The sequence below is a fragment of the Nocardia sp. NPDC051570 genome (assembly GCF_044454005.1).
GTDB lineage: Bacteria > Actinomycetota > Actinomycetes > Mycobacteriales > Mycobacteriaceae > Nocardia.
Genome location: NZ_JBITDI010000015.1, coordinates 61,109 through 87,845 on the forward strand (window position 1 = coordinate 61,109; position 26,737 = coordinate 87,845).

Sequence of the window (26,737 nt, forward strand, 5' to 3'; positions counted from 1 at the left end):
GGAATGCGATCCCCTCATCTCATCGGCAACGACAGGGTAAGGAGTTACTCCCGGTCTGTCACCCCCTGCGCGCGGGGCGCACGATGATCTCGTTCACGTCGACATCGGACGGTTGGGCGAGGGCGTAGGAGACGGCCGCGGCGATGGCGGTCGGGGGGATCGCGTGGGCGCGGTAGGTGCGCATCGCCTCGGCCGCGCCGGATTCGGTGATCGAGTCCGCGAGTTCGGAGGTGACCACGCCGGGGGAGATGGTGGTGACGCGGATGGTGGGGTCGCATTCCTGGCGCAGGCCCTCGGTGATCGCCCAGGCGGCGTACTTGGTACCCGAATACACCGCGCTGGTCGGGACGACCTGATGGGCGCCGATGCTGGCGATCGTGACGAAGTGGCCCGCGCCCTGGGCGGTGAAATGCGGTAGGGCCGCGGCGATTCCATGAAGCAGGCCGCGGATGTTCACATCGATCATCCGGTCCCATTCGTCGACCAGCAGCGAGTCCAGCCGCGACAGCGGCATGACCCCGGCGTTGCCGACGAGGACGTCGATGCGGCCGGTTCGCTCCCGCGCCAGCGCGACGAACTCCTCGACCTGCGCGCGATCGGTCACGTCGAGCCGGACCGGATGCAGGCTGCCGCCGGATTCGGCCGCGGCCGCCGCGGTGTGCTCGGCGAGGGCGTGCAGGCGGTCGAGGCGGCGGGCGCCCGCGATCACATGATGTCCCTCGCCGATCAGCCGGGCGGCGACGGCCGCGCCGATTCCGCTGCTGGCTCCCGTGACGAGCACGGTCTTAGGGGTAGTGGTCGTGTCTTCGATCTGCATGTCGACCACTCTTCGCCCGCCGACCGTGCCGCGGGAGGCCGCCGTTCTCCTGGGAGCCGCGCACACAGGTCGCGGTGTGCGCGGCCGTTTTTCACATGGTCGCGGTATCGATGACGAAGCGGTAGCGGACGTCGCTGGCGACGGCGCGGTCGTAGGCCTCATCGATCCGATCGGCGGCGATGATCTCGATCTCGGCGCCGATGTTGTGCTCGGCGCAGAAGTCGAGCATCTCCTGGGTCTCCGGAATGCCGCCGATCATCGAACCCGCCAGGGCGCGACGGTAACCCGCGAGGGTGAACGGGCCGACCGAGAGGTCGTTATCGGGCAGGCCCAGGATGACCAGGGTGCCGTCGAGGTCGAGCAGCTTCATGTATTCGTCGATGGGCAGTTCCGCCGAGACCGTGTTCAGGATCAGGTCGAAGCGGCCGCGCAGATCGCGGAAGGTCTGCCGATCCTTGGTCGCGTAGTAGTCCTTCGCGCCGAAGCGCAGGCCGTCCTCCTGCTTGCTCAGCGAAGTGCTCAGGACGGTCACCTCCGCGCCCATCGCGGCGGCGATCTTGACGCCGACGTGGCCCAGGCCGCCCATGCCGATGATCGCGACCTTCTTGCCGGGGCCCGCATTCCAGCGGCGCAGCGGCGAATACAGCGTGATGCCCGCGCACAACAGCGGCGCGGCCTGTTCGAGGGAGATGCCGTCGGGGATGGACAGGACGAAGGTCTCGGTCACCACGACCTGGGTGGAGTAGCCGCCGAAGGTGACCCCGCCGGGCTGGTACTCCTCGGACACCTTGGTGTTGTAGGTCATCGTGGTGCCGCGCTCGCAGACCTGCTCCTCGCCCGCGAGGCAGAACCGGCACTCGCCACAGGAATCCACCATGCAGCCGACGCCGACCCGGTCGCCGACCTTGTGCTTGGTCACCGCGGAACCGACGGCGGCGACGAGTCCGGCGATCTCGTGGCCGGGCACGCACGGATAGGTGGTGCCGTGCCATTCGTTGCGGGCGGTGTGGATATCGGAGTGGCAGATGCCGGCGTACTTGATGTCGATCAGTACGTCGTGGGGGCCGAGTTCACGGCGCTCGATGGAGGTCTTGGCGAATCGACCTTCGGGCGTAGAAATGGCATACGCGGCAGCTGTGGTCATGCGTTCATGCCTACTCTCGCATAGTTGAGTTTGCAAACTATCGAGAGATAGACGACTGGCCGGTCGGATATGCCCGCCGAGGCTGTGACCGTGTCCGATGCTGATCGGATGGCGATTCTGCTGGCCCTGGTCTCGATGTGTTCGACCCTGGTGGGCGGTTTCGTGGCGGCCCGGATCGGGGAGCGTAAGCGTTTGGTGCTCGGCCTGGCCGCGGGCGTCATGCTCGGCGTGGTCGCCTTCGATCTGCTGCCGGATGCGTTGGCCGAATCACACGACGAGGTGGCCGGGGTGCCCGGCGCCCTGATCGCGAGCGTGGTCGGCTTCTTCACCGTGCACATCATCGAGCAGGAGATGGCCGTGCATGTCGGCCACGAACACCAATTCGGTGCGCACACCCATGGTTTCCAGTCGGTGGGCCTGTTCGCCGCGGGCGGCCTGATCTTCCACAGCATGCTCGACGGATTGAGCATCGGCGTCGGCTTCCAGGCCGGGACCGCGCTGGGCGCCTCGCTGGCGATCGCGGTGATCTGTCACGACTTCGCCGACGGATTCAACGCCTTCACGATTCCGACGTTGTACGGCTACGCGCGTCGGCGGGCGGTCGCGCTGCTGTGGCTGGACGCGCTCGCGCCGGTGGTCGGCGCGCTGATCGGGACGCTGATTCATGTGCCCGCGACACTGGCCGGGCTGTATCTGGGCTACTTCGCGGGGTTTCTGCTCTATCTCGCGACCAGTGACATCCTGCCCGAGGCTCATGCGGGCACACCGTCGCGCTGGGTGCTGCTGTGCACGATCGCGGGTGCGGCGCTCATGTTCGCCGTATCCGTACTGAGTCATTGATTCCGCGACACGGACCACTTGTTTTGGTACACATAGAAGCACAATCGCCGATAGGCCTGCGGCTACGCACGAGGCGGAGGTGGTGTCGATGTACGACGGCACGGATACTGCCGATGCGAACAGTGCGGAGTCGACTCGTACCGGTCGGCCGGGCCGGGTGGCCGCACTCGTGCTGGCCGCGCTGCTCACGGCTGCGGTGCTCTTCGGATATCGAGATCAGTTGCCGCGCTGGGCCTTCGGGGTCGGCGACTCCTCGGCCACACTGCTCGGGCCGCCGCTGCCGCCGATGGATTCGGCCGTGGTCGCCGCCGATGTCGAGCCGCAGCTGGTGAACATCAACGTCTCGATCCGGCCCAGCGGGATCAGCGCCGCCGGGACCGGGATCGTGCTCACCGCCGACGGGCAGGTGCTGACCAGTCATCACGTGGTCAAGGGCGCGGATGTCATTACCGTCGGGGATCTGGGCAATGGCCACGACTATCCCGCGACCGTCCTGGGTTACGACGCGACCGCCGATATCGCGCTGCTGTCGCTGCCCGGGGCGATCGGATTGCCGGTGGCACGGGTCGGCAGTTCGGCGGGACTGCGCCTCGGCGATGAGATCCTCGCGATCGGCAATGCGGGCGGCACCGGATCGCCGACGGTCACGCCGGGAAGTGTGACGTCACTGAGCAGTTCGATCGTCGCGCGCGATGCGGCCGATCTGTCGCGCAAACAGCTCACCGGCATGATCGAGGTGGCCGCGCCGGTGGCCTCCGGACAATCCGGTGGGGCGCTGGTGGATCGATACGGCGCGGTGGTGGGTGTGATCACGGCGTCGTCGGGGGAGGTGGCCCGGGCGGCCGGGCGGGCCAGCGGTTATGCGGTGCCGATCGATACGGCCATGTCGGTGATTCGCCAAATCCGTTCGGGCACACCGACGGATACGGTGCACGTCGGTCCGACCGCGACGCTCGGGGTGCTCACCTCCGATGCCGGACAGCTCGCCGGGGCGCGCATCGATGTCGCCCTGTACGGGCAGCCCGCATATCTGGCCGGATTGACCGCGGGCGAGGTGATCACGGCCGTCGACGGCCGCGTGATCACCTCGGTGCAGGCGCTGAAGGCGGCGCTGAACGTGCGCAAACCCGCCGACACCGTACGCCTGGATCTGGCCGAACCCGACGGCTCACACCGCGCGCTCGCGGTGGCGCTTGCCGTCGGGCCGCCCAATTAGAACAGCGACAGCCAGTAGTTCTGGAAGCGCAGGAATACCAGCAGCACCACGACCGCGTAGAACACGGCCACGAAGGTCCAGCGCCACTCCGCGAGGATCCGCAGCGGCCCGCGCGAGGCGCCCCACAGCTGATCGGTGGTCACGGCGAACAGGATCGGCGTGGCCACCCACACCACCATGCAGTACGGGCACAGCGCGTTGATGCGGTAGAGGCTCTGGAAGATCAGCCAGAAGATGAATCCCATGCCGACCAGCAGACCCAGCCACAGTCCGCCCCAGAACCATTGGGGCAGGCCGACTCCCGCGATGGCGAGCACCGCAATGGTGACCACGACCGAGAATCCGACGATGCCGATCATCGGATTCGGGAATCCGAAGACCTGCGCCTGATGCGTGGCCATCACCGAACCGCAGGACAGGATCGGATTGATACTGCAGGACGGGTGGTAGTCGGGATTCTCGAACAGTTTGAACCGCTCGACGGTCAGCGTGACCGCGGCTATCCAGCCCGCGAGGCCGCCGATCAGCAGCAGCCAGGCGGAGCGAGCAGGTGTGCCGATCACTTCGCCACGGCCTCGATCTTCTGCTTGAAGGTGTCGGGCATGAGGTCCTGACCCTGCAGCTGCTGGCCGTTGACGAAGATGGTGGGCGTCTGATGGATGCCGCTGTTCAGTGCGTCCTTGGTGACCTTCTGGACGTACTTGTCGTACTTGTCGTCGGTGATGCACTGTGCGACAGCGGGATCGGTGTACCCGTTGTCCTTGGCGATCTGGACCAGCTTGTCGTTGGGCAGGCCGCCGGCGCCCTCAGGGGGCTGCTGCTTGTACATGTTCGCCAGCCAGGGCTGGAACTTGGTCGGATCGCTACCCGCGACGCAGTACGCCGCATTGGCCGCGCGCGAGGAGTAGCGGGTGTTGCCGCCGGAGTTCGGATCCAGGAACGCGATGATGTTGTATTCGACCGCCGCGTTACCGGAGGCGACCGCATCCTCGAGCGCCTGGCTGTTGGCGGCCTCGAACGCCTGGCAGGCCGGGCACTGCAGGTCGGCGACCACGCGGACGACCGTCTTGGCGCCGGGCTTGCTGATCCGGATCGAACCGTTGTCGGTGATGGAACCGGTGACGCCGTCGGGGGTCGCGGGCTGCGCGGCGATGGCCGGCGTGGGTCCGGGATCGTTCTTCTCGGCGCTACGGACCGCGATACTGATCCCGATGGCGGCGATGAGGCCGATCAGCACGACCGCCACACCCACTTGGATGAGGATGGTGCGCTTGCGGTCGGTGCCTTTCACCGATGCCAACGCGTTCTTACCTCGCGGATTCCTGCTCACCTTCGAGTTCACCACGCCTTCCTGTTTCGTGAGGACCCTCGTACCGTGCCGCCCCGATCGTACGGGCGCAACGGAACGGACGTCGCGCCCGCACAATGATTACCGGCGAACCTGAGATTCCAATCAGAACTTCATGCAATCAGAACTTCATGTTCGACGGATGTATCGACCCCTATCCGTCGGCGAGGCGGCGCTTCTGTTCCTCGACATCGAATTGGGCCTTCGGCCAGGTCAATTCGAGGCCCTGCAGGGCATCTATGAGCAGTTCGGTGACGGCCAGGCGGGAGTACCACTTCCGGTCGGCGGGTATGACATGCCAGGGCGCGTACTCGGTGGAGGTGCGGTCGAGCACGGCTTGGTAGGCGTCCTGATAGGCGGGCCAGTAGGCGCGCTCGTCGATATCGCCGGGGTTGAACTTCCAATACTTGTCGGGTCGTTCCAGGCGCTGCGCCAGGCGTTTGCGCTGTTCGTCCAGGGAGACGAACATGGCCACCTTCACGATCGTGGTACCTGCCTCGACGAGTTTGGCCTCGAACTTGTTGATCTCGTCGTAGCGCTTGTCCCACACTTCCGGCGGGACCAGCTCATGGACACGCACCACCAGCACGTCCTCGTAGTGGGAGCGATCGAAGACGCCGATCTGGCCGCCGCGCGGCAGCTTTCGCCGAATACGCCACAGGTAGTGGTGCCGCTTCTCCTCCGCGGTCGGCACGCCGAAGGCCGCGTGATCGACGCCCTGCGGATCCACCGAGCCGATGACATGCCGCACGATGCCGCCCTTGCCCGCGGTGTCCATGCCCTGCAGCACCAGCAGCACGCTGCGGGGATCGCCGGAACGGCCGTTGGCATAGAGCATTTCCTGCAGATCCGACAGCACCTGGGTGCGCTCGTCGAGCAACTTCTCACCGTCGGCCTTGGCGCCCTTGTATCCGGGGGTGGCCGAGGTGTCGAGATCGCCGACCTTCACACCGTCGGCGCGCAGCGCCTTGATGATCGAACCGGGTCGAGGAGATTTGGGCATGCAAGCGAGTATGGCCTGTGTCGGGCCGGAATCACTGGATGCAGGCCAGGCGGGTCAATTGGGAGGCGAGGTCGCTGTCGGCGACGGGAGTGAGGGTGAGATCGGCGGCGGTGGTGAGCAGATAGCGGCCGTCGCCGGTGAAGTCGAGCCAGGTGCGGTGGCGGGTCGGGGGCGACATCGGGTTATCCGGTGCGGCGGTGACGGTGATGAAGCCGCGCGAATCGACCGGATCGCGGAGTTTTCGCCGGAAGCGGGCCGCATTGCGATGGCCGTGCGTGCGATAGGGCGGCTTACCCTCCGGGTCCAGCACCGCCTCCTGCGGCTCGCGCATGGTCCCGCCCCCGCCCGGCGGCGCGGAGCCGATCACCTCGACCAGTTCGGCGCCGACGGCGCGGGCGTGGCAGATCAGGACGACCACCGCGTCGGGACGGCCGATCAGGATTCCGGCGTGCTGATTCACCACGGACGCGAAGGCCAGGATCCGCTCCGGATCGGCGCCGGTCCGCTCGCCGGAGATCGTGATCGTGGTCGCGTCGGTGCGGGCGCACAGCAGCAGCGCCGCGGTCAGATCCGCATCGGTATTGCGGGCGTAGCGGTGCCGCAAACCCAGTGCGGCGTACTCGGATTCGGTGCGCGTGGTCGTCGCCGGGGTCATGTTCACGGGATAAGGCCGTCGATCCAATCCGGTCTCGGCGGCCCAGACGTGGGTGAACTCGTCCGGGGTGAGAACCCACTTCACTACGCACGCCCCCAGCTCGACGCCGGAGCGAACCGGGGTACGCGATCCCCGGAGGCGGGCAGGGTCGGGTTGTAGACATGGGTGAGCACGTCGCGGGCATCGGCGAGCGCGGCCGCGGCGGCCAGGTCGTGGGCCATCCGGCGCTGTCCGCCGTGCACGGCCTCGGCCGTCGGATCCGTCAGCGGCCGATAGGGTGGCGGCGGGGGCGGGATGGCGTCTCGAATGGATTGCGCCGCTTCGGCATTGGCGGCCATGAGGCGCTGCAGGGTATCGCAGACATCGGGCAGCGCCAGGCCGCGGTCGACGAATTCGCGGGTGGTCCGCTGGGCGACGTCCTGGGTCTGGCCGCGCCAGCGCGCGAGCTCACCGTTGACCGAATCGGAGAAGACGCGGAAGGCCTCGCCGACGAGTTCGGCCTGGCGACGCCAGGAATCGGCGATCCGGCCCAGCGCCGCGGGATCGAGCGCCTCGTGCACCAGATCCCAGATCTCCTGATGGGTGAAGGCGCCGAAGACCTCTCGATCCGGCACATAGGGCGGATCGACATCGGCGGGGGTCACAGATGGTCCCCCGACCGCACGGCGAGCAGCTCCACGGCGGCGCGGTTGGCGGCCTCGGCATCGTCGAAGCGTTTGCCCGCGGCCAGATAGGCGGCCTTGAACAGCAGCGCGGTCTGTTGATACGCCGTGATGGTGTCCAGGAATTCGCGGCTCTTTCCGGCGAAGCCGCGGGTCAGGGCGCGGCCGGAGGGCAGATTCGGGAAGCCGGTGAGATCGGCGACCCGCAGTTCGGCGCCGTGGGCGCGCTGCAGATCGTCGACGAGGCGGTCACAGGCCGCGGCCAGATTGCGGGCCACATCCTCGGCGATTTCGAAGACCGATCCCTCCGAACGCGTTGCCGCGCGGTACAGATCGCGGGCACCCTGCTGTCCGGTCTCCGGAACCCCCACTGCTGCTCCCTTTCCAGTCACCGCCCCCGGCCCCGGTTCGCGACCTTACCCGACCATGATCGGATGCGCCCGGGGTCGCCGCTGTGACTCGGCACACCATTGCGACCGCGAGGGTTGTCTAACTGCCTGCGCCCAAGGCGATTCCGAGCATCGTCTGGACGAGGGCGGCGGCGAAGCCGGGCAGGGCGCTGCGGCCGGACGGGTCGACCAGGGTGGAGGCGACCGTGGTGGTCGTGCAGCCCGCGGGCGGGGTGTGGCCGGACAGCACGCGGTCGAGCCAGGCGAAGGCGGGACCGGCGGCGGTCAGGGCGATGATGGTGTGGTCGCTGACCAGATCGGGCAGGGCGTCGCGGGTATAGGTCACCGAGGCGCCGCCGGCGCAGAATCCGTCGACCAGATTGTCCACGGCGGCAATGGGACTGACCTCGTCGTTCAGGCCGTTCACCACATAGAGCGGGGCCGTGGGTGTGGCGAATCCGCGGGCGCGGGCCCGCAGTGCCGCGGCCAGGGTCGGATCGGCCAGGACCTGATCCATCGGGGCGATCATGAGTTGATCGGAGCGGCGGAACAGGTTCTTCAGCACGGTCTCGGGGGCGCATTCGCGGCCCGCGGCGGCGATGACGGCCCGGCCCTCGGGGGTCAGATAGTGGTCGATGGTGGCGGCGAGTTCTGGGGAGTCCTTGGCCAGCGCCGCGACGCCGATCGGGGCGAGGCCGCCGAGCAGGCGGCCGTTCACCGCGCGCAGCGCGCCCTCGAAATCGTTGACGGGAGCGCCCAGGACGGCTCCGGCGAGATCGAGCTCCGGCGCGTACTCCGGTTGCAGTTCGGCGGCCCAGTCGGTGGTGATGCCGCCGCCCGAATAGCCCCACATCGCGGTGCGGGTGGCGGTGCCGGGCAGGCCCAGCGGGGTGAAATGCTCCGCGGCGCGGATGCCGTCGAGGACGGTGTAGCCCATCACGCGCGGGGTGAGGAAGTGGTTGTCGATGCCCGCGGCGTCCGGAACCGAGACCGCCCAGCCCTGCGCCAGTCCGGCCGCGGTGAGCGCGAATTCCATGGGCGGTAGCGCCCATCCGGACTGTTTCGCGGTATCGAGGATATCGAGTGGATTGCTGTTGACCAGCGAATAGGAGGGCATGCAGGCGCGCTGGATCGAATCGTAGGCCATGTTGTAGGACAGCAGCGGCCGCGGCCGCGCCGGTCCCTGCGGGATCATGACGGTAGTCACGGAGGCATAGGGACTGCCGTCGGAATCGGTGGTGCGATAGAGCAATTGCCAGCTTTGAGCGCGAACCGGGAACAGCTCCAGCGCCTTCACCACGACCGGCCTGCTGCGCAGCACCGTGCCGGGCGCGGTGTTCTCGTAGCCCGCGGGCGGGGTGTAGAAGGAGTCGTCGTCGCCCTGTGCGATATCGGTGTAATCGCCTGTGCTGGTTGATGTTTCAGGCTGTGCCGCGGCCATGGGCGCGAGCTGCGCCGCGCCGGAGAGCGCGGCCGCGCAGATCGCGAGAACCATTGTCGCCGAGCCCCATCGGCAACCGATAGTGACTGCCATGCCCCACCCCTCCCTGCTCCGAGCATCCGCGATTACTGTAACTCGTTACAGATCTGCGAATGATCGAATCGGTCGAGATCTATTGGGGCCGAGAGGCACTCACGTACTGCAGCAGGCCGTGGATCTCCTGATCGATATCCACCAGACCGGATCGCGCGAACAACTCCGGGAACGTATCGACACCGAATACGCGCAGTCCGCCCGCGCCGCCTACCATGCTGCTGACGAAGCCGAACCAGGTGTCGGTGCGCTGGCTGGCGCTCAGCGCGATGCGCCCGCCCGGAGCCAGGACCCGGATCATCTCCCGGACCGCCTCGAGCGGATCCGGAATCAGATACAGCGCGCCGAAGCAGCAGACGGCGTCGAAACTCCCGTCCGGGAACGGCAATTGCCGGGCGTCGCCGCGCAGGTAGCCGACCCGGGGGCCGGAGTTGTCGGCGAGGGCCTGGCGCAGCATGGGTGTCGAGAAGTCGAGACCGACCGCATAGCCGTCGCCGGAGAGCTGTTCACTCAGATAGTGGGTGATATTGCCTGGGCCGCAGGCGACATCGAGAACCTTGCTGCCCGCACCCAGACGCAGGGTGCGGGCGGCGTCGCGGCGATCGGCCTGCATGGTGCGCCCGGTTGCCACGAAGAATGCCGCCGGGCGCCAGGCCCGCTCGTAGACGACGGCGAAGGCGGAGCTGTTCATGGTGCGCCGGGCGAGATTCACGCGGATTTCCTCAGACTCGCTCGACCTTGACGGTCATCCCCGTCGCGCGCAGTCGCTCGGTGAGCGCATCGCCCATGGCCGAGGCGGGTGTCAGAATTCCGGCCAGCTCGGGCAATTCGTCGAAGGCCAGGCTCAGTCCCGCCTCGCCCAGCATGACCGAGGTCGCCTGATAGCCGGGATCGCCCTTACCCGCGAAGGTGCACACGTACTTCGTGCCGGAGGTGGTCCGGGCGAAGGTCTTCATCGTGAACCAGCCGCTGCGCCGGGACTTCTCGTCCGGACCGGTGCCGGGCTTGGGCAGGATGCGATCGAGCAGCCGCCGGCCGGCCGCGACGCGCGACAACACCGCGCCGGTCACCATGGTCGCCGCGATACCGCCCGCGAAGCCCGCCGCGACCAGCGGCGCCGCCGGGGACGAGCCGGTGCCCATGACCTCGCGATAACGGAAGTTCTTGCCGTACACCCAGCCCAGCAGCCCGTTACTGCGCCGCACGATCTTGGTGTTGTGCTGGGCCATGATGAATGTCGTCACCCAGCCGCCCAGGCTCGGATCGATGGCCGAGGCCCGCGACAGCGCCTGATCGGACTGGCGGCCGACATCGGGTTCCATCGAGCGGTCGGGGCTCAGCGAATACGGATGCGACAGCACCGAACCCTTGGCCGGATCGGCGGCGATGGCCTCCATCATGGCGCGCCCGGAGTCGATGGTGCCGCCGCTGGCGCCGCCCTTGAGCCAGGCCACCAGGGTGGTGTCGGTGAGCTCGCCGGTGTTGTCGTCCACCGAGCGGCGGTACAGCTGATAGACGCTCAGATCCGACGGAATCGAGTCGTAGCCACAGGAATTCACGATCTTGGCGCCGGTGGCCGCGGCCTGTTCGCCGTAGCGGTCGATGCATTCGCGGATGAACAGCGGCTCACCGGTCAGATCGGCGTAATGGGTCCCGGCCCGCGCACACGCCTGCACCAGCGCCATGCCGTACCGCAGATACGGGCCGACCGTGGTGACGACGACCTTGGTCCGGGCCGCGAGCGCGTCGAGGGCCGACTGATCCGACGAATCCGCCACCAGCAGCGGCCAATTCGCGGCCACCGGTCCCAGTTCGTCGCGCACGGCGGTGAGCTTGTCGGGGGAGCGGCCGGCCAGCGCGATGCGTGCGCCCGACGGCGCGGTCTCGGCCAGATAGTCGGCGGTGAGCTTGCCGACGAAGCCGGTCGCGCCGAACAGCACGAGGTCGAATTCCCTGTCTGTCATGGGTCTTTCACGTCTCCTGACGGATGATCACGCCTTGCTCCGCTTGGCGGTGCCGGACTTGCGGTGCGTGGTGGTTCGGGTGGGATTCTTCTTCGGCTGCGGGCGTTGCGCCAGCCAGGCGTGATGGAGTATGCCCAATTCGGTGACCGGCGGATCGCCGTAGAGCCATTCGCGGGCGATGCGATGCCAATTCGCGGTCGCCTCCAGCTGGCCCAGGACACCGAAGGTGAGGAAGTCGGCGCGTCGGGAGAACAGATGCTCCGGCGGCAGATTCTGCTGCTTCATCCCGGCGTATTCGGCGGCCCGCGGATCGACGGCGAGAATGAAGGCGCCGCTGGCCAATTCGGGGGTGATGGTCAGTTCCTCGTCGAGCAGCACCCACTCACACGCGGCCAGCACGTATTCCAGGGCCTCCTCGGGCGTGACCGCATCGGGCTCGTCGATCACGCCCCGATCGATCAGCAACTGCCACAACTCCTCCGCGCGATCCTCGGCGGCGAACCGGACCCCGGCCAACTCGGCCTGCACATGCTTGGGATCCATCCGGTTGTAGAGGCCGAAGTCCAGGAACGCCACCTTGCCGTCCTCGCCGAGCAGCAGATTGCCCGGATGCGGATCGCCGCAGAACTCGTTGAAGGTGAACAGCGATCCGACGTAGAAGCGGTAGATGATCTCGCCGATGCGGTTGCGCTCCGCCGCGGGCAGTGTGCGGATCTCCTCGAAGCCGCGGCCGGGGAAGTATTCGCTCACCAGCACCCGGGTACTCGACAGCTCCGGCATCGTCCTCGGCACGACGATGAACGGGTGGCCGGTGTAGAGCTCGGCGATCTCCCACTGGGTGTTGGCCTCGGCGACGTAATCCAGTTCGCTCTCCAGATTCAGCCGCAGCTCGTCGAGCACCGCCGGGGTCACCCACGGCATGGCCGACTGCAGCACGCGCCGGAACATGGCCAGATTCTTCAGATCCGCGCGCACCGCGACATCGATACCCGGATACTGCACCTTCACCGCGACCCGGCGGCCGTCGTGCAGGCGGGCGCGATACACCTGGCCGATCGAGGCGGCCGCGATCGGCTCGGGCTCGAATTCGGCGAACAGTTCGGAGATCGGGCGGCCGAAATCTTCTTCGATCACCGCGATCATGGTCTCGAAGGAGACCTTCGGCGCGCTGTCGCGCAGGACGGCCAGGCGGCGCTGGAAGCGTTCGCGATGTTCGGCGGGGACCAGATCCAGATCCAGTACCGACAGCATCTGACCGAGCTTCATGGCGACGCCCTTCATGGTGCCCAGCACCATGACCATCTGTTCGGTCGCCCGGATCATGGACTCCTCGGCCATCCGGGCTCGCACCGCCTCCGAGCGCCCGCGCATGGAGCGCCGAGTTCGCTGAGCGCGGATGACATTGCCGGCGACCGCCACGCCCAGCTTCGTCCCACGAGCAAGCCGGGACGTCGGCAATTCCTTCGCCATGGAGAGCTACTCCGCCTCTCTGCGTGTTCCTCGACCAGCGTTTGCCGCCTGCTAACAGGCTGGCCGATCATGGGAGCCCGGGTCAAGGGGTGAGGCGTGGTGTCGCGCCACGGATTATCGCGACGCGGATTGTTGCATCGAGGAATACGACCGGCTGTATTTTCCGCTCCACAACGGTCCCGACACGCTCTTCCTCACAATGGTCCCGGCACGCTCTTCGCCGGGATCAATCCTCGGTGGGTAGCTGATGCGGCTGGGCGTTGAACGCCTCCGGTGAACCCTTCGCGCGGACCATGCCCTCGATCGCGCTCCACGCCATCATCGTCATGTGGTCGAGCATCTTGTCGGCCGTCATGGCGCGGTTGGTGATCCACCAGTCGGTGGCCAGCTGCACGCCGCCCACGAGGACGTAGGCGTAGAGCATGACGCCCTCGGTCTCGACACCGCGGTCGAAGGCCTTGTCGCGCAACACCGCGGCCACCACATCGGCGAACAGGCGCTCGAAGTCGGCGAGGGTGGACTTGTCGGTGGTGGAGCCGTTGCCCATGATGAAGCGGTAGACATCGGTATCGGCGTCGACCGTGTGGACGTAGGCGGCCAGTGTGTTGCGCACCAGCCGGTATTCGTCGAGGTCGTCGCTGATCGCCTCGTAGATGCGCGGCATCAGGGTGGTCTCCACGAAACGTTCCATCGTCGCGCGGGTCAGATCGCCCTTATCCGAGAAATACCGGTACAGAACGGTTTTCGACACACCGATCTCGGCCGCGATCTCGTCCATGCCCACATCGCCGCCGCGTTTGCGGATGGCGGCCAGGGTGCCGTCGACCAGTTCTTCCCGCCGATCGATCTTGTGCTGATGCCAGCGTCGCTTGCGCCCATCCACTCGGCCCGGACGCGCCGGAGCGCTCGCGCCGGAGCGCGCGGCTCGGTCGCCGACTTCGACGAGGTCTTCGGTGGACAGGATGGACTCCTCGTTCGGGGATTTATCGGGGGGCGCATCCAGCTTAAGTCCTCCGCGGCGGGGTTGGCCGGGTCCCGGCGAAATGTATGCGAGGTTCGGGCGTGGCGGAAGTGCGTGGCGAGAGGTTGGTCGATCGACCCAGCAGAATGGGAATATGGAGCAATCTCCCGGCAGCGTGCCCGCTGTGTCCGAATCGCGCGCGGTCGTCGAATCGCGCGGCGAAGTGGGAAAGACCACAGGCCGAACCCCTACATCGTTCGCCGATCTGATGGACGAGGCCGGTAAGCGGCGCGATCTGCGCCGGATGAAGATGGTCGCGACGGGCTTTCTGGTCGCGGCCACGGTGATCTATCTGCTGTGTTGCTGGATCGGTTCGCGCGGTGTCGGCGGGAACTGGGTCGGCTATGTGCGGGCGGCGTCGGAGGCGGGAATGGTCGGCGCGCTCGCCGATTGGTTCGCGGTGACCGCGCTGTTCCGGCATCCGCTGGGCCTGCCCATTCCGCATACCGCGATCATCCGCAAGAAGAAGGATCAGCTCGGCGCCAGCCTCGGCGATTTCGTGCGCACGAACTTCCTGTCGCCGGATACCGTTGTGGCCAAGGTGAATTCGGCGCAGATATCGCTGCGGCTCGGGCGCTGGATGGCACAGCCGGCGCATGCCGCGCGGGTCTCGGAGGAGACCTCGACACTGTTGCGCGCGGTGATCGGCGCGCTGCGCGACGAGGATGTCGAGCAGATCATCGATCAGACCATCGTCAAACGCATTGCCGAACCGCTGTGGGGCCCGCCGATCGGGCGGGTGCTCGCCGAACTGCTGGCGGAGAATCGCCACGCGCCGATGCTGGATCTGCTGGCGGAACGCGCCCATCAGTGGGCCCTGAGCAGTCAGGAGACCATCGATCGGATCGTCCTGCGCGACGCGCCGTCGTGGGCGCCGAAATTCGTGAACGTGCTGTTGTCGGAGCGCATTTATCGGGAATTGGTGGAATTCACCTGGAAGCTGCGTTCCCAGCCCGATCACGAGGTGCGGCTGGCGGCGACCCGGTTCCTCGAGGATTTCGCGCGCGATCTGCAGCACGACGACGCCATGATCAAGAAGGCCGAGCGGATCAAGACCGAGATCATGGGCCGCGAGGAGATCACCGGAATGGCACAGGCCACCTGGCGGGCCGCCAAACGGATGATTCTGGAATCGGCCGACGATCCGGACAGCACGTTACGCCGTAAGGTCACCGAGAACGTGCAACAACTCGGTCAGCGACTGGTCGACGAGCCCGAACTGCGCGGGCGGATCGACACTTGGACCGAACGGGGCGTTCGGTATCTGGTGTCGAACTACGGTTCCGAGATCGCGGCCCTGATCAGCGATACGGTTGCCCGGTGGGATGCCGACGAGGCAAGTTCCAAGATCGAATTGCAGGCCGGGCGTGATCTGCAATTCATCCGCATCAACGGAACGGTGGTGGGATCGCTGGCGGGACTTGCGATCTACGCCGTTTCGCATGTGCTGTTTCCCGGCTGGTCGGCGTAGCGCCGAATGTTAGCCGAAACAGTGCTAGCAGAGTGCTTGCAAGAGTTAGCACCTCGTTTTAGAATCGACGGTACAACCGCCGGAAGGTGAGTGATGACAGAGGATCCCGAGGTTTCCGATCCGAACACCGGGGAAACCGCAGAAACATCTGCGGCCGACCGGGTGGCCCGCGTAGCCAACGCGGCCCACGACATCGGAAGCTTCATCCGGTCGCAGCGCGAAGCCGCGCAAGTCTCGCTGCGACAGCTCGCACAACTGGCGGGGGTGAGCAATCCGTATCTCAGTCAGATCGAGCGCGGATTGCGTAACCCGTCCGCCGAGGTGCTCGCCCAGATTGCCAAGGGTCTGCGGGTCTCCTCGGAGGTCTTGTACATGCGGGCCGGTTATCTCGAGCAGCGGCCGCATAGTCCGGTCCGGGATGCCCTGCTGGCCGATACGGGAATCACCGAGCGGCAGAAGCAGGTCCTGCTGGATATCTACGAATCGTTCCGCCGGGAAAACGCGGGGAACGAGATCGTAGGGGACATAACGGAATCCGAGGGAAGTGTTCCCGAGGGGACCAGGGACAACGATGTTCCGCACCATGCCACTGATGGCACGACTATCGAAGTTCCACGCCAGGAGAACGAAACATGACCGAAGCCAATGCCACCGTGACCAAGCCGCTCTACGCCACCGTCGGGGCCGGTGACGCCCTCTACAACGCCGTCACCGAACTCGTCGATCGGGTCCGCGAGCGCGCCGCCACCGCCGATGTGACCGGCCGGGTCGAAGAGGCCCGCGAGCGCATCGCCAATCTGCCCGCCGACGTTCAGGATCAGTTCGAGACGCTGCGTCAGCGCCTGTCGACCCTGCCCGCCGAACTGCCGGACGACGTCGCCGAGCTGCGCGAGAAGCTCACCCCCGAGGAGCTCCGCCGGGTCGTCGACCAGTACTACCACCAGCTGCTGGAGCTCTACTCGGATCTCGCCGTGCGTGGTGAGGAGCGGGTCGGCAAGCTGCGCGAGATCAACTCCGCCTTCGACGAGCAGTTCGGCAAGGTGGAGAACACCTACACCGATGTCGCGGGCCGCCTCGAGGATGTCCTCGGCAAGGTGACCGGTCAGGCCCGCGGCCTGCTGGGCAAGGCCGCCAACGGGGTCGAAGAGGTCGAGGACGCGGTCGAGGCCGAGGTCGTCTCGGTGACCAACGAGACCACGCCGGCGTCGGAGTCGGAGGCCGCGACCAAGACGGCCGCCGCTCCGGTCAAGAAGGCGCCCGCCAAGAAGGCCCCGGCCAAGAAGGCCACCAGCAGCACCACCGCTCCCAAGAAGTAGGGTGCTTCCCTGCCCAACGCCCCCGTACGACAGAGCAGCGCGGACCTCGGTCCCGCACGCGGATCCTTTCCAGGCCCCGCACGCTGCGGATCCTTTGAAGGCCCCGCACACTGCGGATCCTTTGAAGGCCCCGCACACGCTCTTAGTGCGGGGGCGTTGCTTCTATCATGGGAAGCGTGTATCAGCTGACAAGTGCAATCATCTGGCTGCTGTGGCTCGCGGCCATGGGGGCGACCATCTTCGCGCTGGTCCACGCGATTCGGCAGCGCGCCGATGCCTTCACCGCCGTCGACAAACTGACCAAGCCGATCTGGGTGACCATCCTCGTGGTCGCGCTGGGACTGCTGTTCCTGGCCCGAACGCCCGTCGGGCTGATCGGTATCGCCGCCGTGGTGGCCACCGGCGTCTATCTGGCCGATGTGCGGCCGAAGGTGGACGAAATCCAACGCGGTCCGCGCTGGTAGAGGTCGTTTTCCCGTCACCCGTCGTTCGCATTGGCGCACGGCGGGTGTCTTATTTCTGTCCAGCTAGCACTAGCTAGCACTCCCGCTGTGAGTTACCGTGGCTATGAGTAACACACAAAGGAGTGTTCGATGTCGGCAACGCTGCCCAACCCGCTGGCGGGTGTCGCGCGCCGGGTCCATGACCTGCTGCTCGCGCATCGAGTCCACCTGCGCACCCGGGTATACGCGACCGCGGAATTCGGTCCGCCGACCGCACCCTGTGAGGTCGTCCCGGTCACCACCGCCGACGGGATCGGGCTGCGGGTGCACGCCTACGGACCCGCCGACGGCGATGTGGTGGTTCTGGTGCACGGCTGGACCTGCTGCCTCGAATACTGGAATCCGCAGATCAACGAGTTCGCCGGACGCTATCGCGTAATCGCCTACGACCAGCGCGGCCACGGCGCGACCGAACTCGGCGACGCCCGGGTGAGCACCGATCTGCTGGCCGATGATCTGTCCGCGGTGCTCGCGGCGGTGCTGCGGCCCGGTCAGCGCGCGGTGCTGGTCGGACACAGCCTGGGCGGCATGTCGATTCAGGCCTGGGCTGGTCGCTATCCCGAACAGGTCGCCCAGCGCGCGGCCGCGGTGCTGCTGACCAATTCCGCGCCGCACAGCCTGATCGCGGAGACGACCGTGGTGCCGGTATTCAATCGCGGCGTGGTGTCATTGCCGTATTGGCTCGGGCACCTCGGGCTCGGCTCGCCCATCTGGTTCCCGCCGATTCGCCCGATGCGGTGGGTGTTTCGCCGTCAGGTCATGAGTTTGGCCGCGACCGGCGATATCGCCGACTTCGGGATGGCCATCGTGCGCTCGTGCCCGGCGCGGGTGCGGGCGACGTTCGGCGCCCTGCTCGCCGAGATGAATCTCGGCCGTGCGGCGGCGAATCTGATCGTGCCGACCACGGTGATCGCCGGATCGCGCGATGATCTGACGCCGCTGGTGCATTCCGAGCGGATCGTTGAAATGCTCAGGGAGGCAGGCAGTTTCGTGAAGCTGGTGATTCTGCCGACCGGACATCTGGGCAATGTCGAGGCCTATGACCGGTTCAACGACGAACTCGCGCGGGTACTCGTCGCGGCCTTCTCCCGCGTGCATGAGGTCAGCGCCTAGATCGCCTGGGATCGTTGGCATTTCGTTATCCGATGTATCGGTAGCGCGGATGGTTCCCGCGCCGATATGTGTTCTGGATGACAGAAAGTCCCCATGATTGCCGGACTACTCCGTGAATTGGGCTGTGCCTGAGTGGGTATTCGGACAATGCGGGCTGCACGCAGTGGAAGTTCCTCTCGAGCGCTTCACTGCTTGCACTGGCAAGCACCGCGGCTAGCGCGCTAGTGTGCGGTAGGACACAAAGGAGTGCTCATGCTGGTGAACTTGCCCGGTACGGTGACCCGTGGCGCCGACGCCTTGAATGCCGCCTACAGTGCGCGTTTGCGGTCGCGGACCTACGCGACGGCCGCATTGAACGCCGCGCCGTCTCCCGAAATCGTTCCCGTCACCACCGCCGACGGCGCCCGGCTGCGCGTCCATGCCTACGGCCCGGCCGATCGCGATGTGCTCGTGCTGATCCACGGCTGGTCGTGCTGCATCGAGTACTGGAATCCGCAGATCAACGAGTTCGCCGGCGACTATCGGGTGGTCGCCTACGATCAGCGCGGCCACGGCGAATCCACCCTCGGTGCCGGACGTTTCGGCGCCGATCAGCTGACCGGGGATCTGTCCGCGGTCCTGGACGCGGTGCTGCGTCCCGGACAGCGCGCGGTGCTGGTCGGCCACAGCATGGGCGGCATGACGATTCAGGCCTGGGCGCAACGCTTTCCGGAGCAGGTCGCGCAGCGGGCCTCGGCCATCATGCTCGCGACCACCGCCGCGCGCCGAATCACCGGGCGCGCCAAGGTCGTTCCGCTGCTGAACGAGGTGGTGCCCGCACCGACATGGCTGGCTCAGGCGTTGTTCGGCGCGCCCGTGCCGCTGCCCGGATCGGCCGCCGCGCGCGGGGTGTTCAAGAACCGCATCATGGGCCCCGCCGCGGATGCCGAGGCCGTGGCCTTCGGCCTGGCCATCGTCCGCTCCTGCCATCCGGCGGTGCGCGGCGCGGTCGCGCGGGATCTGGCCAAGCTCGACCTCGCCGACGCCGCCGCCAATATCACCGTGCCGACCAGCGTGATCGCCGGTGAATTCGACAAGCTGCTGCCGCCGATCCACTCCCGGGAGATCGCGGATCTGCTGGCCGCCACCGGCTCCCTGGACCGCTACACCCTGCTGCCCACCGGACATCTGCCGAATATCGAGGCTGCCGATGAGTTCAACGCCGAACTGCACCGGTTGATCCGTACCGCCCGCGCGGGCGCGCCGGGTCTGCGGGTCGGCGGCGTGGCCGCATCGTGACGGGATGTTCGCCCAGGGCGTGATCGACCGGTATCGGTTGACACGTCCCGGAAGCGGACACTGGAAGTACGCAGGACTTCTCCGACGAATGCGGGGGATGGGCGGCAGCGCGGGCGACCGAGTTGCCAGCCAAGGCCGGTCAAGGGCGCCCGGTCTTGGCCCGCCGCCACGCGTAACTAGTTGAATACGACCGTTCTGCGGCCGTGGACCAATACTCGCCCTTCCAGGTGCCAGCGGAGGCCTCGGGCCAGGACTACGCGTTCGATGTCGCGGCCCTGGCGGACCATGTCGCGGACGGTGTCGGCGTGATCGATTCGGGTGACATCCTGTTCGATGATCGGGCCCGCGTCGAGTTCCGGGGTGACGTAGTGGCAGGTGGCGCCGATGAGTTTGACGCCTCGGGCGAAGGCCTGATGGTAGGGGCGGGCGCCGACGAACGACGGTAGGAAGCTGTGGTGAATGTTGATCGCCCGGCCTGCCCAGTGTTCGCAGAGTTCGGGCGGGAGAACCTGCATGAAGCGGGCCAGTACGACCGCGTGCGGGTCGTGGGCGTCGACGAGGCGGCGGAGGAGCTCGAAGGCGGGGCCGCGGTCGGCGGGATCCTTCGGGAACGCGACGTGATGGAACTTCACGCCGTGCGCCTGGGTGATCTCCGCCAGATCCGGATGGTTGCCGATGACCGCCTCGATGGTGGCCGGTAGCTCGCCGGCGGCGGCGCGGCCGAGGAGATCGTGCAGGCAATGACCATCGCGGCTCACCAGCAGTACCGCGCGTCGCCGCTCATCGGAATCGAGCAGCTGCCATTCGGTCCGCGGGCCGAATTCATGGGCGACCGCCGCGAATCGGGCGCGCAGTTCGTCGAGGGAGTAGGGCACGGTCGAGGCCCGGATCGCCTGGCGGGTGAAGAACCATCCCGATTCGGTGTCCGAGTGATATCCGGCCTCGACGATCGATCCCCCGAATTCGGCGATGAAGGACGTGATGCCCGCGATGATGCCGGGACGATCCAGGCAGCCGAGGGTGAGCACATAACGACGGTCATCGGAGAGTGTGGGGGTGGAGCTCATGGGTCCATCTTTTCAGGCACGCGGCGGCCTGATGCGCGGGGAGGCGCTAGAGCGCGTAGAACGGCTCGGCGTAATGGAATTCGCCGACGATGCCCGTTTCATAGGTGGTGAGGCGGCGAATCTGGAAGTGCGAGGCCCAGTCGGGCTCGTCGGGCACGATGCCGACGCGGGCGCCGGGAACGAATCCGAAGCGGGGGTAGTAGTCGAGGCTGCCGAGCAGGCCGACCAGCGGTTCGTCGAGCGCATCGGCGGCGCCGAGGGCGGCGTGCATGAGGGCCGAACCCGCGCCCGCGCCTTGATGTTCGGGTCTCACGCCGATCGGTCCGAGCGCGAGCACCGGGAACGGGCCCACACTGGCCCGGGTCAGGCAGACATGGCCGACCACCCGATCGTGGACCTGAGCGACCAGCGACAGCGTCGGAATCCAACCCGCATCGCTGCGCAACTGATGGACCAGATCGACCTCCGCCGGATCGACGGCGGCCCGGGGCGCGCCCTCGGGACCGCCGTTCGGATAGTCGCGGGCGAAGGCGACGCGATGCACCGCATCGATAGCGGGGATGTCGCCGGCCCGTTCCCGACGGATCAGCACCGTGACGTTCTCCTCCCCAATGAGTGGCCCGGACGGGCCGTCCCCTACGAGTGTGCGGGACGGCCGAGGTCGCCCGCAACGCATATGTGCCAGACTCTGTCCCCATGGCCGATACCACCAGCGAATCCGGAAACCGCGCGCTGACCCGTGGGGAGGTGGCCGCGATGATCGACCACACCCTGCTCGCGCCCGAGGCCACCGGCGATCAGGTGGCCGCGACCATCGAGGAGGCGCGTCGGCTCGGGGTGTACGCGGTCTGCCTGTCGCCGTCGATGCTGCCGGTGCGCGCGCCGGGACTGGTCGTCGCCACCGTCGCGGGTTTCCCGTCGGGTAAACATCATTCGCTGGTGAAGGGCACCGAGGCGCGGCTGTCGGTGGAGCAGGGCGCGGCCGAGGTCGATATGGTCATCGATATCGGGGCCGCGGTGGCCGGGGACTACAACGCGGTGCTGTCGGACATCATCACCGTGCGCGAGGCGATCGGTGATCGCGCGCTGCTCAAGGTGATCATCGAATCGGCCGCGCTGTCCGATGCGGCGATCGTCGAGACGTGCCGTGCCGCCGAGCGCGCCGGGGCCGATTTCGTGAAGACCTCCACCGGATTTCACCCCGCGGGCGGTGCGAGCGTGCACGCCGTGCGGCTGATGGCCGAGACCGTCGGCGGGCGGTTGGGCATCAAGGCCAGCGGTGGCATCCGGACCGCCGAGGCCGCGGCCGAACTCGTCGCGGCCGGCGCGACGCGGCTGGGGTTGTCGCGTTCGGCCGCGATTCTGGACGGCTTCCCGGAGTGATCAGCAGCTGCCGTTGCCGCCGCCCTGCAGTCGGGTCGCGCCACCGGTCAGCTTCACCTCGATGCCGTTGCCGGTGACCTTGATCGCGGTCGGCTTCAGATCCAGCGGATAGCTCTGCAGGCTCTGCGTCATCAGTTGCACGATGCCGTCGACCAGATCGGTGGGCAGGCCGAGGCCGAGCAGCTGCGCCGATTCGGTGGAGACCTGAATCTGATCGCCGACGACCTGGGGCCGCAGCCGCAGATCGGCCAGGCCGCCCAGGACCTTCACATCCAGGGTGCCGCTGCTCGGATCGGATTGGACGCCGGAGACCAAGCCGCTCAACGTTTTCGCGATGCCGTCGTTGCTCCAGGTGGCGTCGGCGCTGGAGTTGTCGACGGTGGCGCCGCCGCGGCCGCTGTCGATCAGCTTGATGTCGTTGAGCCGGACGTGCACCTTCATGCCCACGGCCGGGCCGAATTTGGCGTCGTCGCTGTCCAATTCGACGTACTGGACCTGATGGTCGAGGGCGGTGAGCAGCAGGGGTTTCGGGCCGAAGTGCACCGAGACCTTCGAGCCCAGATCCCTGTCGACCTGGGCGGCAATACAGTCGGAGCTCTGGCGACGGTAATAGGTCTCCGCGGCCACGGCCGTGCCGACCAGCGCCAGCACGACGACGAGTCCGAGGATCAGCACGATCCGGCGCACATTACGGGTGCGCGGGCCACCTGCCGGTGCGCCGAAGGAAGTAGTCGAACTCATGGCAGCGATTCTTCCCGAGCTTTCTGAGCCGGTTCTGTGGGCCGTGTGAAGGGATTCGACGAAGGCGGCCGAATTGTGACATACCGCACATGTCCGGGCGTAGCCTGAATCACATGTCCGGGGAAGTCGTCGCCAGCAGTATCCGCAATCCGGAACAGGGCTGGTCGATATTGCGGCAGCTCGCGGGGCGGCACGCCGGATACTTCACCACCCGGCTGGTGCTGCGCACCGGCTGCGAGGCACGGATCCGCACGGCCCTCGAGGACGGGGACGTGATCCGGGCGGGGGTGGGCCTGCTCCGGATGGCCGACTGGCCCGAGCGGCCGCTCGACGAATACGCCATGTGGTCGGCCTGGTTCGACGGGCAGGCGGCGATCTCCCATCACAGCGCGGCCGAACTGCACGGTATGGGGCGACTGCGGCCGCGGTTCGTCCATCTGTCGGCCGGATCGGGCCGGGTGCCGAGTGCGCCGCGACTGGTGGTGTTGCGGCGGGTGTTGCGCGAGGACGAGGTGGAGTCGGCGGGGACGTTCCTGGTGACCACGCCGGTGCGGACCGTGCTGGATCTCGCCGAGACCGGGATCGGGCAGGCGGCCTTGGATGAGGTCGTCGCCGACGCGGTCGCCATACATCGCTGCGCGGGCGCCGAAATACGCACTGCCGTAGCGGAATTGCCGCCGCGCACCGCGGCGCGGGTGCGCCAGGCACTGGCCCGGGTGTGAATCACCGCGCCGGCGCCACCGTCTCCCACGGCACCGACAGCACGCAATCGCGCAACCGGCGGCGATAGTCGCGCACGGGAAAACCCTGCTCGCGCAACATCTTCGCCGCCTCGCGCCAGCGGACGCGGGGGCCGTAGGGCGCCAACGGGGCGGCGTGGGACCAGGCGCGGTCGGCGGCGGTGAGCAGGGTGTGGATGCGTTCGCCGGGAATGTTGCGGTGGATCAGGGCCTTCGGGAGGCGTTCGGCGATATCGGACGGGCGCTCGACGGTGAACGGATCCCAGGCCAGCGTGAGCGATCTCGGGCCGGAGCGGTCGAGCAGGACCCAGGCGCAGCGGCGGCCGAGTTCGTCGCAGGTGCCGTCGACCAGCAGTCCGCCGGGCGCCAGCCCCGAGAGGATCGTCGACCAGGCCTGGGGGACGGCCGATTCCGGATACTGGCGCAGAACGTTGAAGGCGCGCACCAGAATCGGGCGCAGCCCCGCCAATTCGAAACCGCCCCGGGCGAATACGACTCCGTCGCGGCCCGGTACGACCCGATCGGGATCGATCTCGAGGCCCACCACGCGTATATCGGGGCGCACGCCGCGCAGTCGCGCGGCCAATTCCAGGGTGGTGACCGGGCTCGCGCCGTAACCCAGATCGACGACCAACGGGTCGGCGGCTTCGCGCAGCCTTGCGCGCACCACCTCGTCGTGCACGAGTCGGCGATCGCTGCGGCGCAGCCGGTTGATCCCCGTGGTGCCGCGGGTGATCTCGCCGATCGGTTTGATCCGGGGCCCGCTCAGGCCGGGGGGTGCTGCTCGTCCAACCACTGTGCGGTGAACTCCGCCTCGGCGCGCAACAGGTCGACCAGATTGATCAGCAGCAGCTGCTCGAGCTTGGGACCCAGCAGCGGGATGAACACCTTGGCCGTCGAGGAGGTGCGCAGGGTGCAGCCGGTCTCGGTGGGGAACAGATGCAGGGTGCCGACGAGGCTGCCCGGGCCCGCCGGAATGGATGCGCTGTATTCGCCGGTGACCTCCGGACCGAAGGGGCCGAAGGTCTCCTTGCGGGCGATGACCATATCCTTGCGCATCACCGCCTGCGCGAGGTCGGGCAGCATATCGCGCGGCAGGACGTGCTGCAGTACGACCTCGATGCCGCCGTCGCCGCCGTCGAGGCTGACCACGTCATTGGGCGAGTACTTGCGCATTTCCGTCATGCGGGCGTCCCAGTAGGCGCGGTCCGACAGGGCCGCGTACACCTCTTTGATGGTGTGCAGCGGGTAGCGCGCGGAGTAGTCCAGTCGACGGGCCATGGCCGGTCAGGTTACCGTGCCGGACCGGCCGGACTCGCCCCGCCGCTCCGTCGCTGTCGGGTTGCTACTGCTTCGCCCGAATCGGGTGCGATCAGTGCGCGGCGATCCAGGCGCCGGTGAACTCGGCCTCGTTGGCGAGCAGTTCGGTGAGCTTCTCGGCCACCACGGCCTCGATCTTCTTGCCGAACAGCGGGACCGCGACCTCGACCGAACCGTCGACCACGATCGTCGCCGAGCGGTCGTCGCCGGTCAGGGTGACCGTGCCGCGGACCTTGGCGGGCGCACCCTCGACATGCGCCTCGAACAGGCCCGAATTCCCGGTGTAGGTCTCGGTGCGCGGGATGATCAGATCGCCGGGGCGCACGGAGGTGAGTGCGCTGGGCAGCTCCGCCTCCGGAATCGCCTGGACCATCTGCACCCGAAGCTGATCGCCTGAGGATTCGAATCCGTCGATCCGCGCCCCCGGCCCGCCGACCTCGGCGATGCGGTCCTTCCAATACTGCTCGTCGGCGATCGCCGCACGCACGGCCGCGGCCGGATGCGAGTAGTGAGCCGTATACGCCAGGGGTGTCGCCATGACCGAACACGCTACCGTCTGTGGTCGTGCGTACATCTCAGGTGGTGCCATTCGACGAGGTGAGCGAGCTGCTCGCCGCAACCGGTGCGCGGGTGCGCAATTCGGTGCGCCTGGCCGAGCTGACCACGCTGCGGGTCGGCGGCCCGGCGACGGTCGCCGAATGCGCGACGACCGACGCCCTCGTCGCGACCGTGCGCACGCTGGATACCGCGGGGATTCCGGTGCTGCTGCTGGCGGGCGGATCGAATCTGCTGATCTCCGATGCCGGTTTCGGCGGTGTGGTCGTGCGGATCGCGACCGACGATATGCGGATCGATGCCGATCGGGTGGTCGCCGATGCGGGCGCGAACTGGGATGCGGTCGTCGCGGCGACGGTCGAGGCCGGGCTGGGCGGACTGGAATGCCTGTCCGGGATTCCGGGCTCGGCGGGCGCGACGCCGGTGCAGAACGTCGGGGCCTACGGCGTGGAGGTGGCGCAGCTGCTGCGGCGGGTGCGGTTACTCGATCGCGCGTCCGGCGAGGAGCGCTGGGTCGAACCGGATGAGCTCGGATTCGGCTATCGGACCTCGGTGCTCAAGCACAGCGATCGGCCGGTCGTGCTGGGCGTGGAATTCGCGCTGCGGTCGGACGGTTCGAGCGCGCCGCTGCGGTATCGGGAGCTGTATCAGGCACTCGGGGCCGAGGAGGGGCGCAGTCGCCCGGCCGCCGAGGTGCGCGCGACGGTGCTGCGACTGCGCGCGGGCAAGGGCATGGTGCTCGATTCCGGCGATCACGACACCTGGAGCGCGGGATCGTTCTTCACCAATCCGGTGGTGCCGTCGGACCGGGAGGCCGAGGTGCGCGCGGCCATCGCCGAACATGTGGGAGATATCACAGTGCCGGTCTATCCGGCGGCCGACGGGGTGAAGTTCTCGGCGGGCTGGCTCATCGAACGGGCCGGATTCGCGAAGGGCTTCCCGGGGCCGCAGGCGCCCGCCCGACTGTCCACCAAACACACCTTGGCCCTGACCAACCGGGGCTCGGCGACCGCGGCGGATCTGGTGGAACTGGCTCGGACGGTGCGCGACGGGGTGGCCGAACGGTTCGGGATCCGGCTCGAACCCGAGCCCGTGACGGTCGGGGTCACCCTCTAGTTCGAGCGGGCCGCCCGGACTGGGGGCTGGGTTTGCCGCGGCTTCGCGGTAAATTCGAGGAAGTGAGCATT

The 26,737-nt window shown here is 67.5% G+C and carries 30 protein-coding genes; 11 read left to right on the forward strand and 19 right to left on the reverse strand.

Translation table 11 applies throughout. The features are described 5' to 3' along the window. Window positions 1-58 precede the first annotated feature (58 nt). On the reverse strand, window positions 59-817 hold the full coding sequence (locus ACIA76_RS31590) for an SDR family oxidoreductase (protein WP_397157145.1): 759 nt from the start codon (window positions 815-817) through the stop codon (window positions 59-61). Between the two features lie 91 nt (window positions 818-908). Continuing rightward, window positions 909-1,961, reverse strand: a complete 1,053-nt coding sequence (locus ACIA76_RS31595; protein WP_397157147.1) for an NAD(P)-dependent alcohol dehydrogenase — start codon at window positions 1,959-1,961, stop codon at window positions 909-911. Window positions 1,962-2,051: 90 nt separating this feature from the next. Here ACIA76_RS31595 and ACIA76_RS31600 point away from each other — a divergent pair, with 90 nt between their 5' ends. Together ACIA76_RS31600 and ACIA76_RS31605 are read left to right on the forward strand one after the other, a co-directional pair. Beyond that, on the forward strand, window positions 2,052-2,801 hold the full coding sequence (locus ACIA76_RS31600) for a ZIP family metal transporter (RefSeq protein ID WP_397157149.1): 750 nt from the start codon (window positions 2,052-2,054) through the stop codon (window positions 2,799-2,801). Window positions 2,802-2,889: 88 nt separating this feature from the next. Next, window positions 2,890-4,017: a S1C family serine protease gene (locus ACIA76_RS31605; RefSeq protein ID WP_397157151.1), complete on the forward strand. Its 1,128-nt coding sequence runs from the start codon at window positions 2,890-2,892 to the stop codon at window positions 4,015-4,017. Here the strand turns inward: ACIA76_RS31605 and ACIA76_RS31610 are convergent. The 11 genes from ACIA76_RS31610 to ACIA76_RS31660 all read right to left on the reverse strand — a co-directional run bounded on the left by ACIA76_RS31610 (window position 4,014) and on the right by ACIA76_RS31660 (window position 13,925). Then, window positions 4,014-4,580, reverse strand: a complete 567-nt coding sequence (locus tag ACIA76_RS31610) for a vitamin K epoxide reductase family protein (RefSeq protein WP_397157153.1) — start codon at window positions 4,578-4,580, stop codon at window positions 4,014-4,016. The two genes, ACIA76_RS31605 and ACIA76_RS31610, sit on opposite strands and share 4 nt — an antisense overlap. Then, window positions 4,577-5,359 (reverse strand): DsbA family protein, encoded by a 783-nt coding sequence (locus tag ACIA76_RS31615; protein WP_397157155.1) that lies wholly within the window; start codon window positions 5,357-5,359, stop codon window positions 4,577-4,579. The genes ACIA76_RS31610 and ACIA76_RS31615 overlap by 4 nt, the downstream gene beginning before the upstream one ends. A 160-nt stretch (window positions 5,360-5,519) precedes the next feature. Continuing rightward, entirely contained in the window at window positions 5,520-6,368 is an 849-nt protein-coding gene (locus ACIA76_RS31620; RefSeq protein ID WP_397157157.1) for a polyphosphate kinase 2 family protein, read from the reverse strand. 31 nt (window positions 6,369-6,399) lie between these two features. After that, on the reverse strand, window positions 6,400-7,107 hold the full coding sequence (locus tag ACIA76_RS31625; RefSeq protein WP_397157159.1) for an ESX secretion-associated protein EspG: 708 nt from the start codon (window positions 7,105-7,107) through the stop codon (window positions 6,400-6,402). After that, entirely contained in the window at window positions 7,107-7,667 is a 561-nt protein-coding gene (locus tag ACIA76_RS31630) for a hypothetical protein (RefSeq protein WP_397157160.1), read from the reverse strand. Before ACIA76_RS31630 ends, ACIA76_RS31625 begins: the two co-directional genes overlap by 1 nt. Then, window positions 7,664-8,056 carry a hypothetical protein gene (locus ACIA76_RS31635; RefSeq protein WP_397157162.1) on the reverse strand — a complete coding sequence of 131 codons (393 nt, stop codon included), beginning with the start codon at window positions 8,054-8,056 and terminating at the stop codon, window positions 7,664-7,666. The genes ACIA76_RS31630 and ACIA76_RS31635 overlap by 4 nt, the downstream gene beginning before the upstream one ends. Window positions 8,057-8,174: 118 nt before the next feature. Further along, window positions 8,175-9,608 carry a lipase family protein gene (locus ACIA76_RS31640; RefSeq protein ID WP_397157164.1) on the reverse strand — a complete coding sequence of 478 codons (1,434 nt, stop codon included), beginning with the start codon at window positions 9,606-9,608 and terminating at the stop codon, window positions 8,175-8,177. 79 nt (window positions 9,609-9,687) lie between these two features. Continuing rightward, the gene (locus ACIA76_RS31645; protein ID WP_397157166.1) at window positions 9,688-10,320 is read right to left on the reverse strand and encodes a class I SAM-dependent methyltransferase; all 633 of its coding nucleotides are present in this window, start codon (window positions 10,318-10,320) and stop codon (window positions 9,688-9,690) included. A 10-nt stretch (window positions 10,321-10,330) separates the two neighbouring features. Continuing rightward, window positions 10,331-11,572: a saccharopine dehydrogenase family protein gene (locus tag ACIA76_RS31650; protein WP_397157168.1), complete on the reverse strand. Its 1,242-nt coding sequence runs from the start codon at window positions 11,570-11,572 to the stop codon at window positions 10,331-10,333. A 27-nt stretch (window positions 11,573-11,599) separates the two neighbouring features. Further along, entirely contained in the window at window positions 11,600-13,042 is a 1,443-nt protein-coding gene (locus ACIA76_RS31655) for an ABC1 kinase family protein (RefSeq protein WP_397157170.1), read from the reverse strand. A 226-nt stretch (window positions 13,043-13,268) separates the two neighbouring features. Beyond that, complete coding sequence (locus ACIA76_RS31660; protein WP_397157172.1) at window positions 13,269-13,925, reverse strand: TetR/AcrR family transcriptional regulator; 657 nt, start codon at window positions 13,923-13,925, stop codon at window positions 13,269-13,271. A gap of 232 nt (window positions 13,926-14,157) precedes the next feature. On the opposite strand from ACIA76_RS31660, the gene ACIA76_RS31665 reads away from it, so the two are divergent. From ACIA76_RS31665 to ACIA76_RS31690, 6 genes are all read left to right on the forward strand, one after another. Beyond that, complete coding sequence (locus tag ACIA76_RS31665; protein WP_397157174.1) at window positions 14,158-15,534, forward strand: DUF445 domain-containing protein; 1,377 nt, start codon at window positions 14,158-14,160, stop codon at window positions 15,532-15,534. Between the two features lie 93 nt (window positions 15,535-15,627). Then, window positions 15,628-16,170, forward strand: coding sequence for a helix-turn-helix domain-containing protein (locus ACIA76_RS31670; protein WP_397157176.1), 543 nt, complete (start codon window positions 15,628-15,630; stop codon window positions 16,168-16,170). After that, a complete protein-coding gene (locus ACIA76_RS31675) occupies window positions 16,167-16,850 on the forward strand; it encodes a heparin-binding hemagglutinin (RefSeq protein WP_397157178.1) in 684 nt (227 codons plus the stop codon). Before ACIA76_RS31670 ends, ACIA76_RS31675 begins: the two co-directional genes overlap by 4 nt. A 167-nt stretch (window positions 16,851-17,017) precedes the next feature. Next, on the forward strand, window positions 17,018-17,314 hold the full coding sequence (locus tag ACIA76_RS31680) for a DUF2516 family protein (protein WP_397157180.1): 297 nt from the start codon (window positions 17,018-17,020) through the stop codon (window positions 17,312-17,314). 129 nt (window positions 17,315-17,443) lie between these two features. Next, complete coding sequence (locus tag ACIA76_RS31685; protein WP_397157182.1) at window positions 17,444-18,466, forward strand: alpha/beta fold hydrolase; 1,023 nt, start codon at window positions 17,444-17,446, stop codon at window positions 18,464-18,466. Between the two features lie 252 nt (window positions 18,467-18,718). Continuing rightward, window positions 18,719-19,744 (forward strand): alpha/beta fold hydrolase, encoded by a 1,026-nt coding sequence (locus ACIA76_RS31690; RefSeq protein WP_397157184.1) that lies wholly within the window; start codon window positions 18,719-18,721, stop codon window positions 19,742-19,744. Between the two features lie 176 nt (window positions 19,745-19,920). Here ACIA76_RS31690 and purU read toward each other — a convergent pair whose 3' ends face one another. Both purU and ACIA76_RS31700 read right to left on the reverse strand, forming a co-directional pair. Then, window positions 19,921-20,811: a formyltetrahydrofolate deformylase gene (gene purU / locus ACIA76_RS31695; RefSeq protein ID WP_397157186.1), complete on the reverse strand. Its 891-nt coding sequence runs from the start codon at window positions 20,809-20,811 to the stop codon at window positions 19,921-19,923. A 46-nt stretch (window positions 20,812-20,857) separates the two neighbouring features. Continuing rightward, window positions 20,858-21,403 (reverse strand): GNAT family N-acetyltransferase, encoded by a 546-nt coding sequence (locus ACIA76_RS31700; RefSeq protein WP_397157188.1) that lies wholly within the window; start codon window positions 21,401-21,403, stop codon window positions 20,858-20,860. Between the two features lie 104 nt (window positions 21,404-21,507). On the opposite strand from ACIA76_RS31700, the gene deoC reads away from it, so the two are divergent. Further along, window positions 21,508-22,194: a deoxyribose-phosphate aldolase gene (gene deoC / locus ACIA76_RS31705; protein ID WP_397157191.1), complete on the forward strand. Its 687-nt coding sequence runs from the start codon at window positions 21,508-21,510 to the stop codon at window positions 22,192-22,194. Here the strand turns inward: deoC and ACIA76_RS31710 are convergent, their stop codons facing one another. Further along, the gene (locus ACIA76_RS31710; protein WP_397157193.1) at window positions 22,195-22,935 is read right to left on the reverse strand and encodes a DUF2993 domain-containing protein; all 741 of its coding nucleotides are present in this window, start codon (window positions 22,933-22,935) and stop codon (window positions 22,195-22,197) included. Between the two features lie 113 nt (window positions 22,936-23,048). Between ACIA76_RS31710 and ACIA76_RS31715 the strand changes: the two genes are divergently transcribed. Then, entirely contained in the window at window positions 23,049-23,657 is a 609-nt protein-coding gene (locus ACIA76_RS31715; protein ID WP_397157195.1) for a hypothetical protein, read from the forward strand. Window position 23,658: 1 nt separating this feature from the next. Here ACIA76_RS31715 and ACIA76_RS31720 read toward each other — a convergent pair whose 3' ends face one another. From ACIA76_RS31720 to ACIA76_RS31730, 3 genes are all read right to left on the reverse strand, one after another. Further along, a complete protein-coding gene (locus ACIA76_RS31720; protein WP_397157197.1) occupies window positions 23,659-24,471 on the reverse strand; it encodes a class I SAM-dependent methyltransferase in 813 nt (270 codons plus the stop codon). After that, a complete protein-coding gene (locus ACIA76_RS31725; protein ID WP_397157199.1) occupies window positions 24,441-24,956 on the reverse strand; it encodes a DUF2505 domain-containing protein in 516 nt (171 codons plus the stop codon). Before ACIA76_RS31725 ends, ACIA76_RS31720 begins: the two co-directional genes overlap by 31 nt. A 91-nt stretch (window positions 24,957-25,047) precedes the next feature. Beyond that, entirely contained in the window at window positions 25,048-25,533 is a 486-nt protein-coding gene (locus ACIA76_RS31730; RefSeq protein WP_397157201.1) for a DUF2505 domain-containing protein, read from the reverse strand. 44 nt (window positions 25,534-25,577) lie between these two features. On the opposite strand from ACIA76_RS31730, the gene ACIA76_RS31735 reads away from it, so the two are divergent. After that, a complete protein-coding gene (locus tag ACIA76_RS31735; RefSeq protein WP_397157225.1) occupies window positions 25,578-26,666 on the forward strand; it encodes a UDP-N-acetylmuramate dehydrogenase in 1,089 nt (362 codons plus the stop codon). The last annotated feature ends 71 nt before the right edge of the window (window positions 26,667-26,737 follow it).

Bases quoted from the DNA above. Each gene is read 5' to 3' on its own strand.
- ACIA76_RS31590 (WP_397157145.1), bottom strand. From the start codon at position 817: ATGCAGATCGAAGACACGACCACTACCCCTAAGACCGTGCTCGTCACG.
- ACIA76_RS31680 (WP_397157180.1), top strand. From the start codon at position 17,018: ATGGGAAGCGTGTATCAGCTGACAAGTGCAATCATCTGGCTGCTGTGG.
- ACIA76_RS31670 (WP_397157176.1), top strand. From the start codon at position 15,628: ATGACAGAGGATCCCGAGGTTTCCGATCCGAACACCGGGGAAACCGCA.
- ACIA76_RS31715 (WP_397157195.1), top strand. From the start codon at position 23,049: ATGTCCGGGGAAGTCGTCGCCAGCAGTATCCGCAATCCGGAACAGGGC.
- ACIA76_RS31685 (WP_397157182.1), top strand. From the start codon at position 17,444: ATGTCGGCAACGCTGCCCAACCCGCTGGCGGGTGTCGCGCGCCGGGTC.
- ACIA76_RS31595 (WP_397157147.1), bottom strand. From the start codon at position 1,961: ATGACCACAGCTGCCGCGTATGCCATTTCTACGCCCGAAGGTCGATTC.
- ACIA76_RS31650 (WP_397157168.1), bottom strand. From the start codon at position 11,572: ATGACAGACAGGGAATTCGACCTCGTGCTGTTCGGCGCGACCGGCTTC.
- ACIA76_RS31655 (WP_397157170.1), bottom strand. From the start codon at position 13,042: ATGGCGAAGGAATTGCCGACGTCCCGGCTTGCTCGTGGGACGAAGCTG.
- deoC (WP_397157191.1), top strand. From the start codon at position 21,508: ATGGCCGATACCACCAGCGAATCCGGAAACCGCGCGCTGACCCGTGGG.
- ACIA76_RS31675 (WP_397157178.1), top strand. From the start codon at position 16,167: ATGACCGAAGCCAATGCCACCGTGACCAAGCCGCTCTACGCCACCGTC.
- ACIA76_RS31725 (WP_397157199.1), bottom strand. From the start codon at position 24,956: ATGGCCCGTCGACTGGACTACTCCGCGCGCTACCCGCTGCACACCATC.
- ACIA76_RS31710 (WP_397157193.1), bottom strand. From the start codon at position 22,935: ATGAGTTCGACTACTTCCTTCGGCGCACCGGCAGGTGGCCCGCGCACC.
- ACIA76_RS31640 (WP_397157164.1), bottom strand. From the start codon at position 9,608: ATGGCAGTCACTATCGGTTGCCGATGGGGCTCGGCGACAATGGTTCTC.
- ACIA76_RS31690 (WP_397157184.1), top strand. From the start codon at position 18,719: ATGCTGGTGAACTTGCCCGGTACGGTGACCCGTGGCGCCGACGCCTTG.
- purU (WP_397157186.1), bottom strand. From the start codon at position 20,811: ATGAGCTCCACCCCCACACTCTCCGATGACCGTCGTTATGTGCTCACC.
- ACIA76_RS31605 (WP_397157151.1), top strand. From the start codon at position 2,890: ATGTACGACGGCACGGATACTGCCGATGCGAACAGTGCGGAGTCGACT.
- ACIA76_RS31620 (WP_397157157.1), bottom strand. From the start codon at position 6,368: ATGCCCAAATCTCCTCGACCCGGTTCGATCATCAAGGCGCTGCGCGCC.
- ACIA76_RS31730 (WP_397157201.1), bottom strand. From the start codon at position 25,533: ATGGCGACACCCCTGGCGTATACGGCTCACTACTCGCATCCGGCCGCG.
- ACIA76_RS31665 (WP_397157174.1), top strand. From the start codon at position 14,158: ATGGAGCAATCTCCCGGCAGCGTGCCCGCTGTGTCCGAATCGCGCGCG.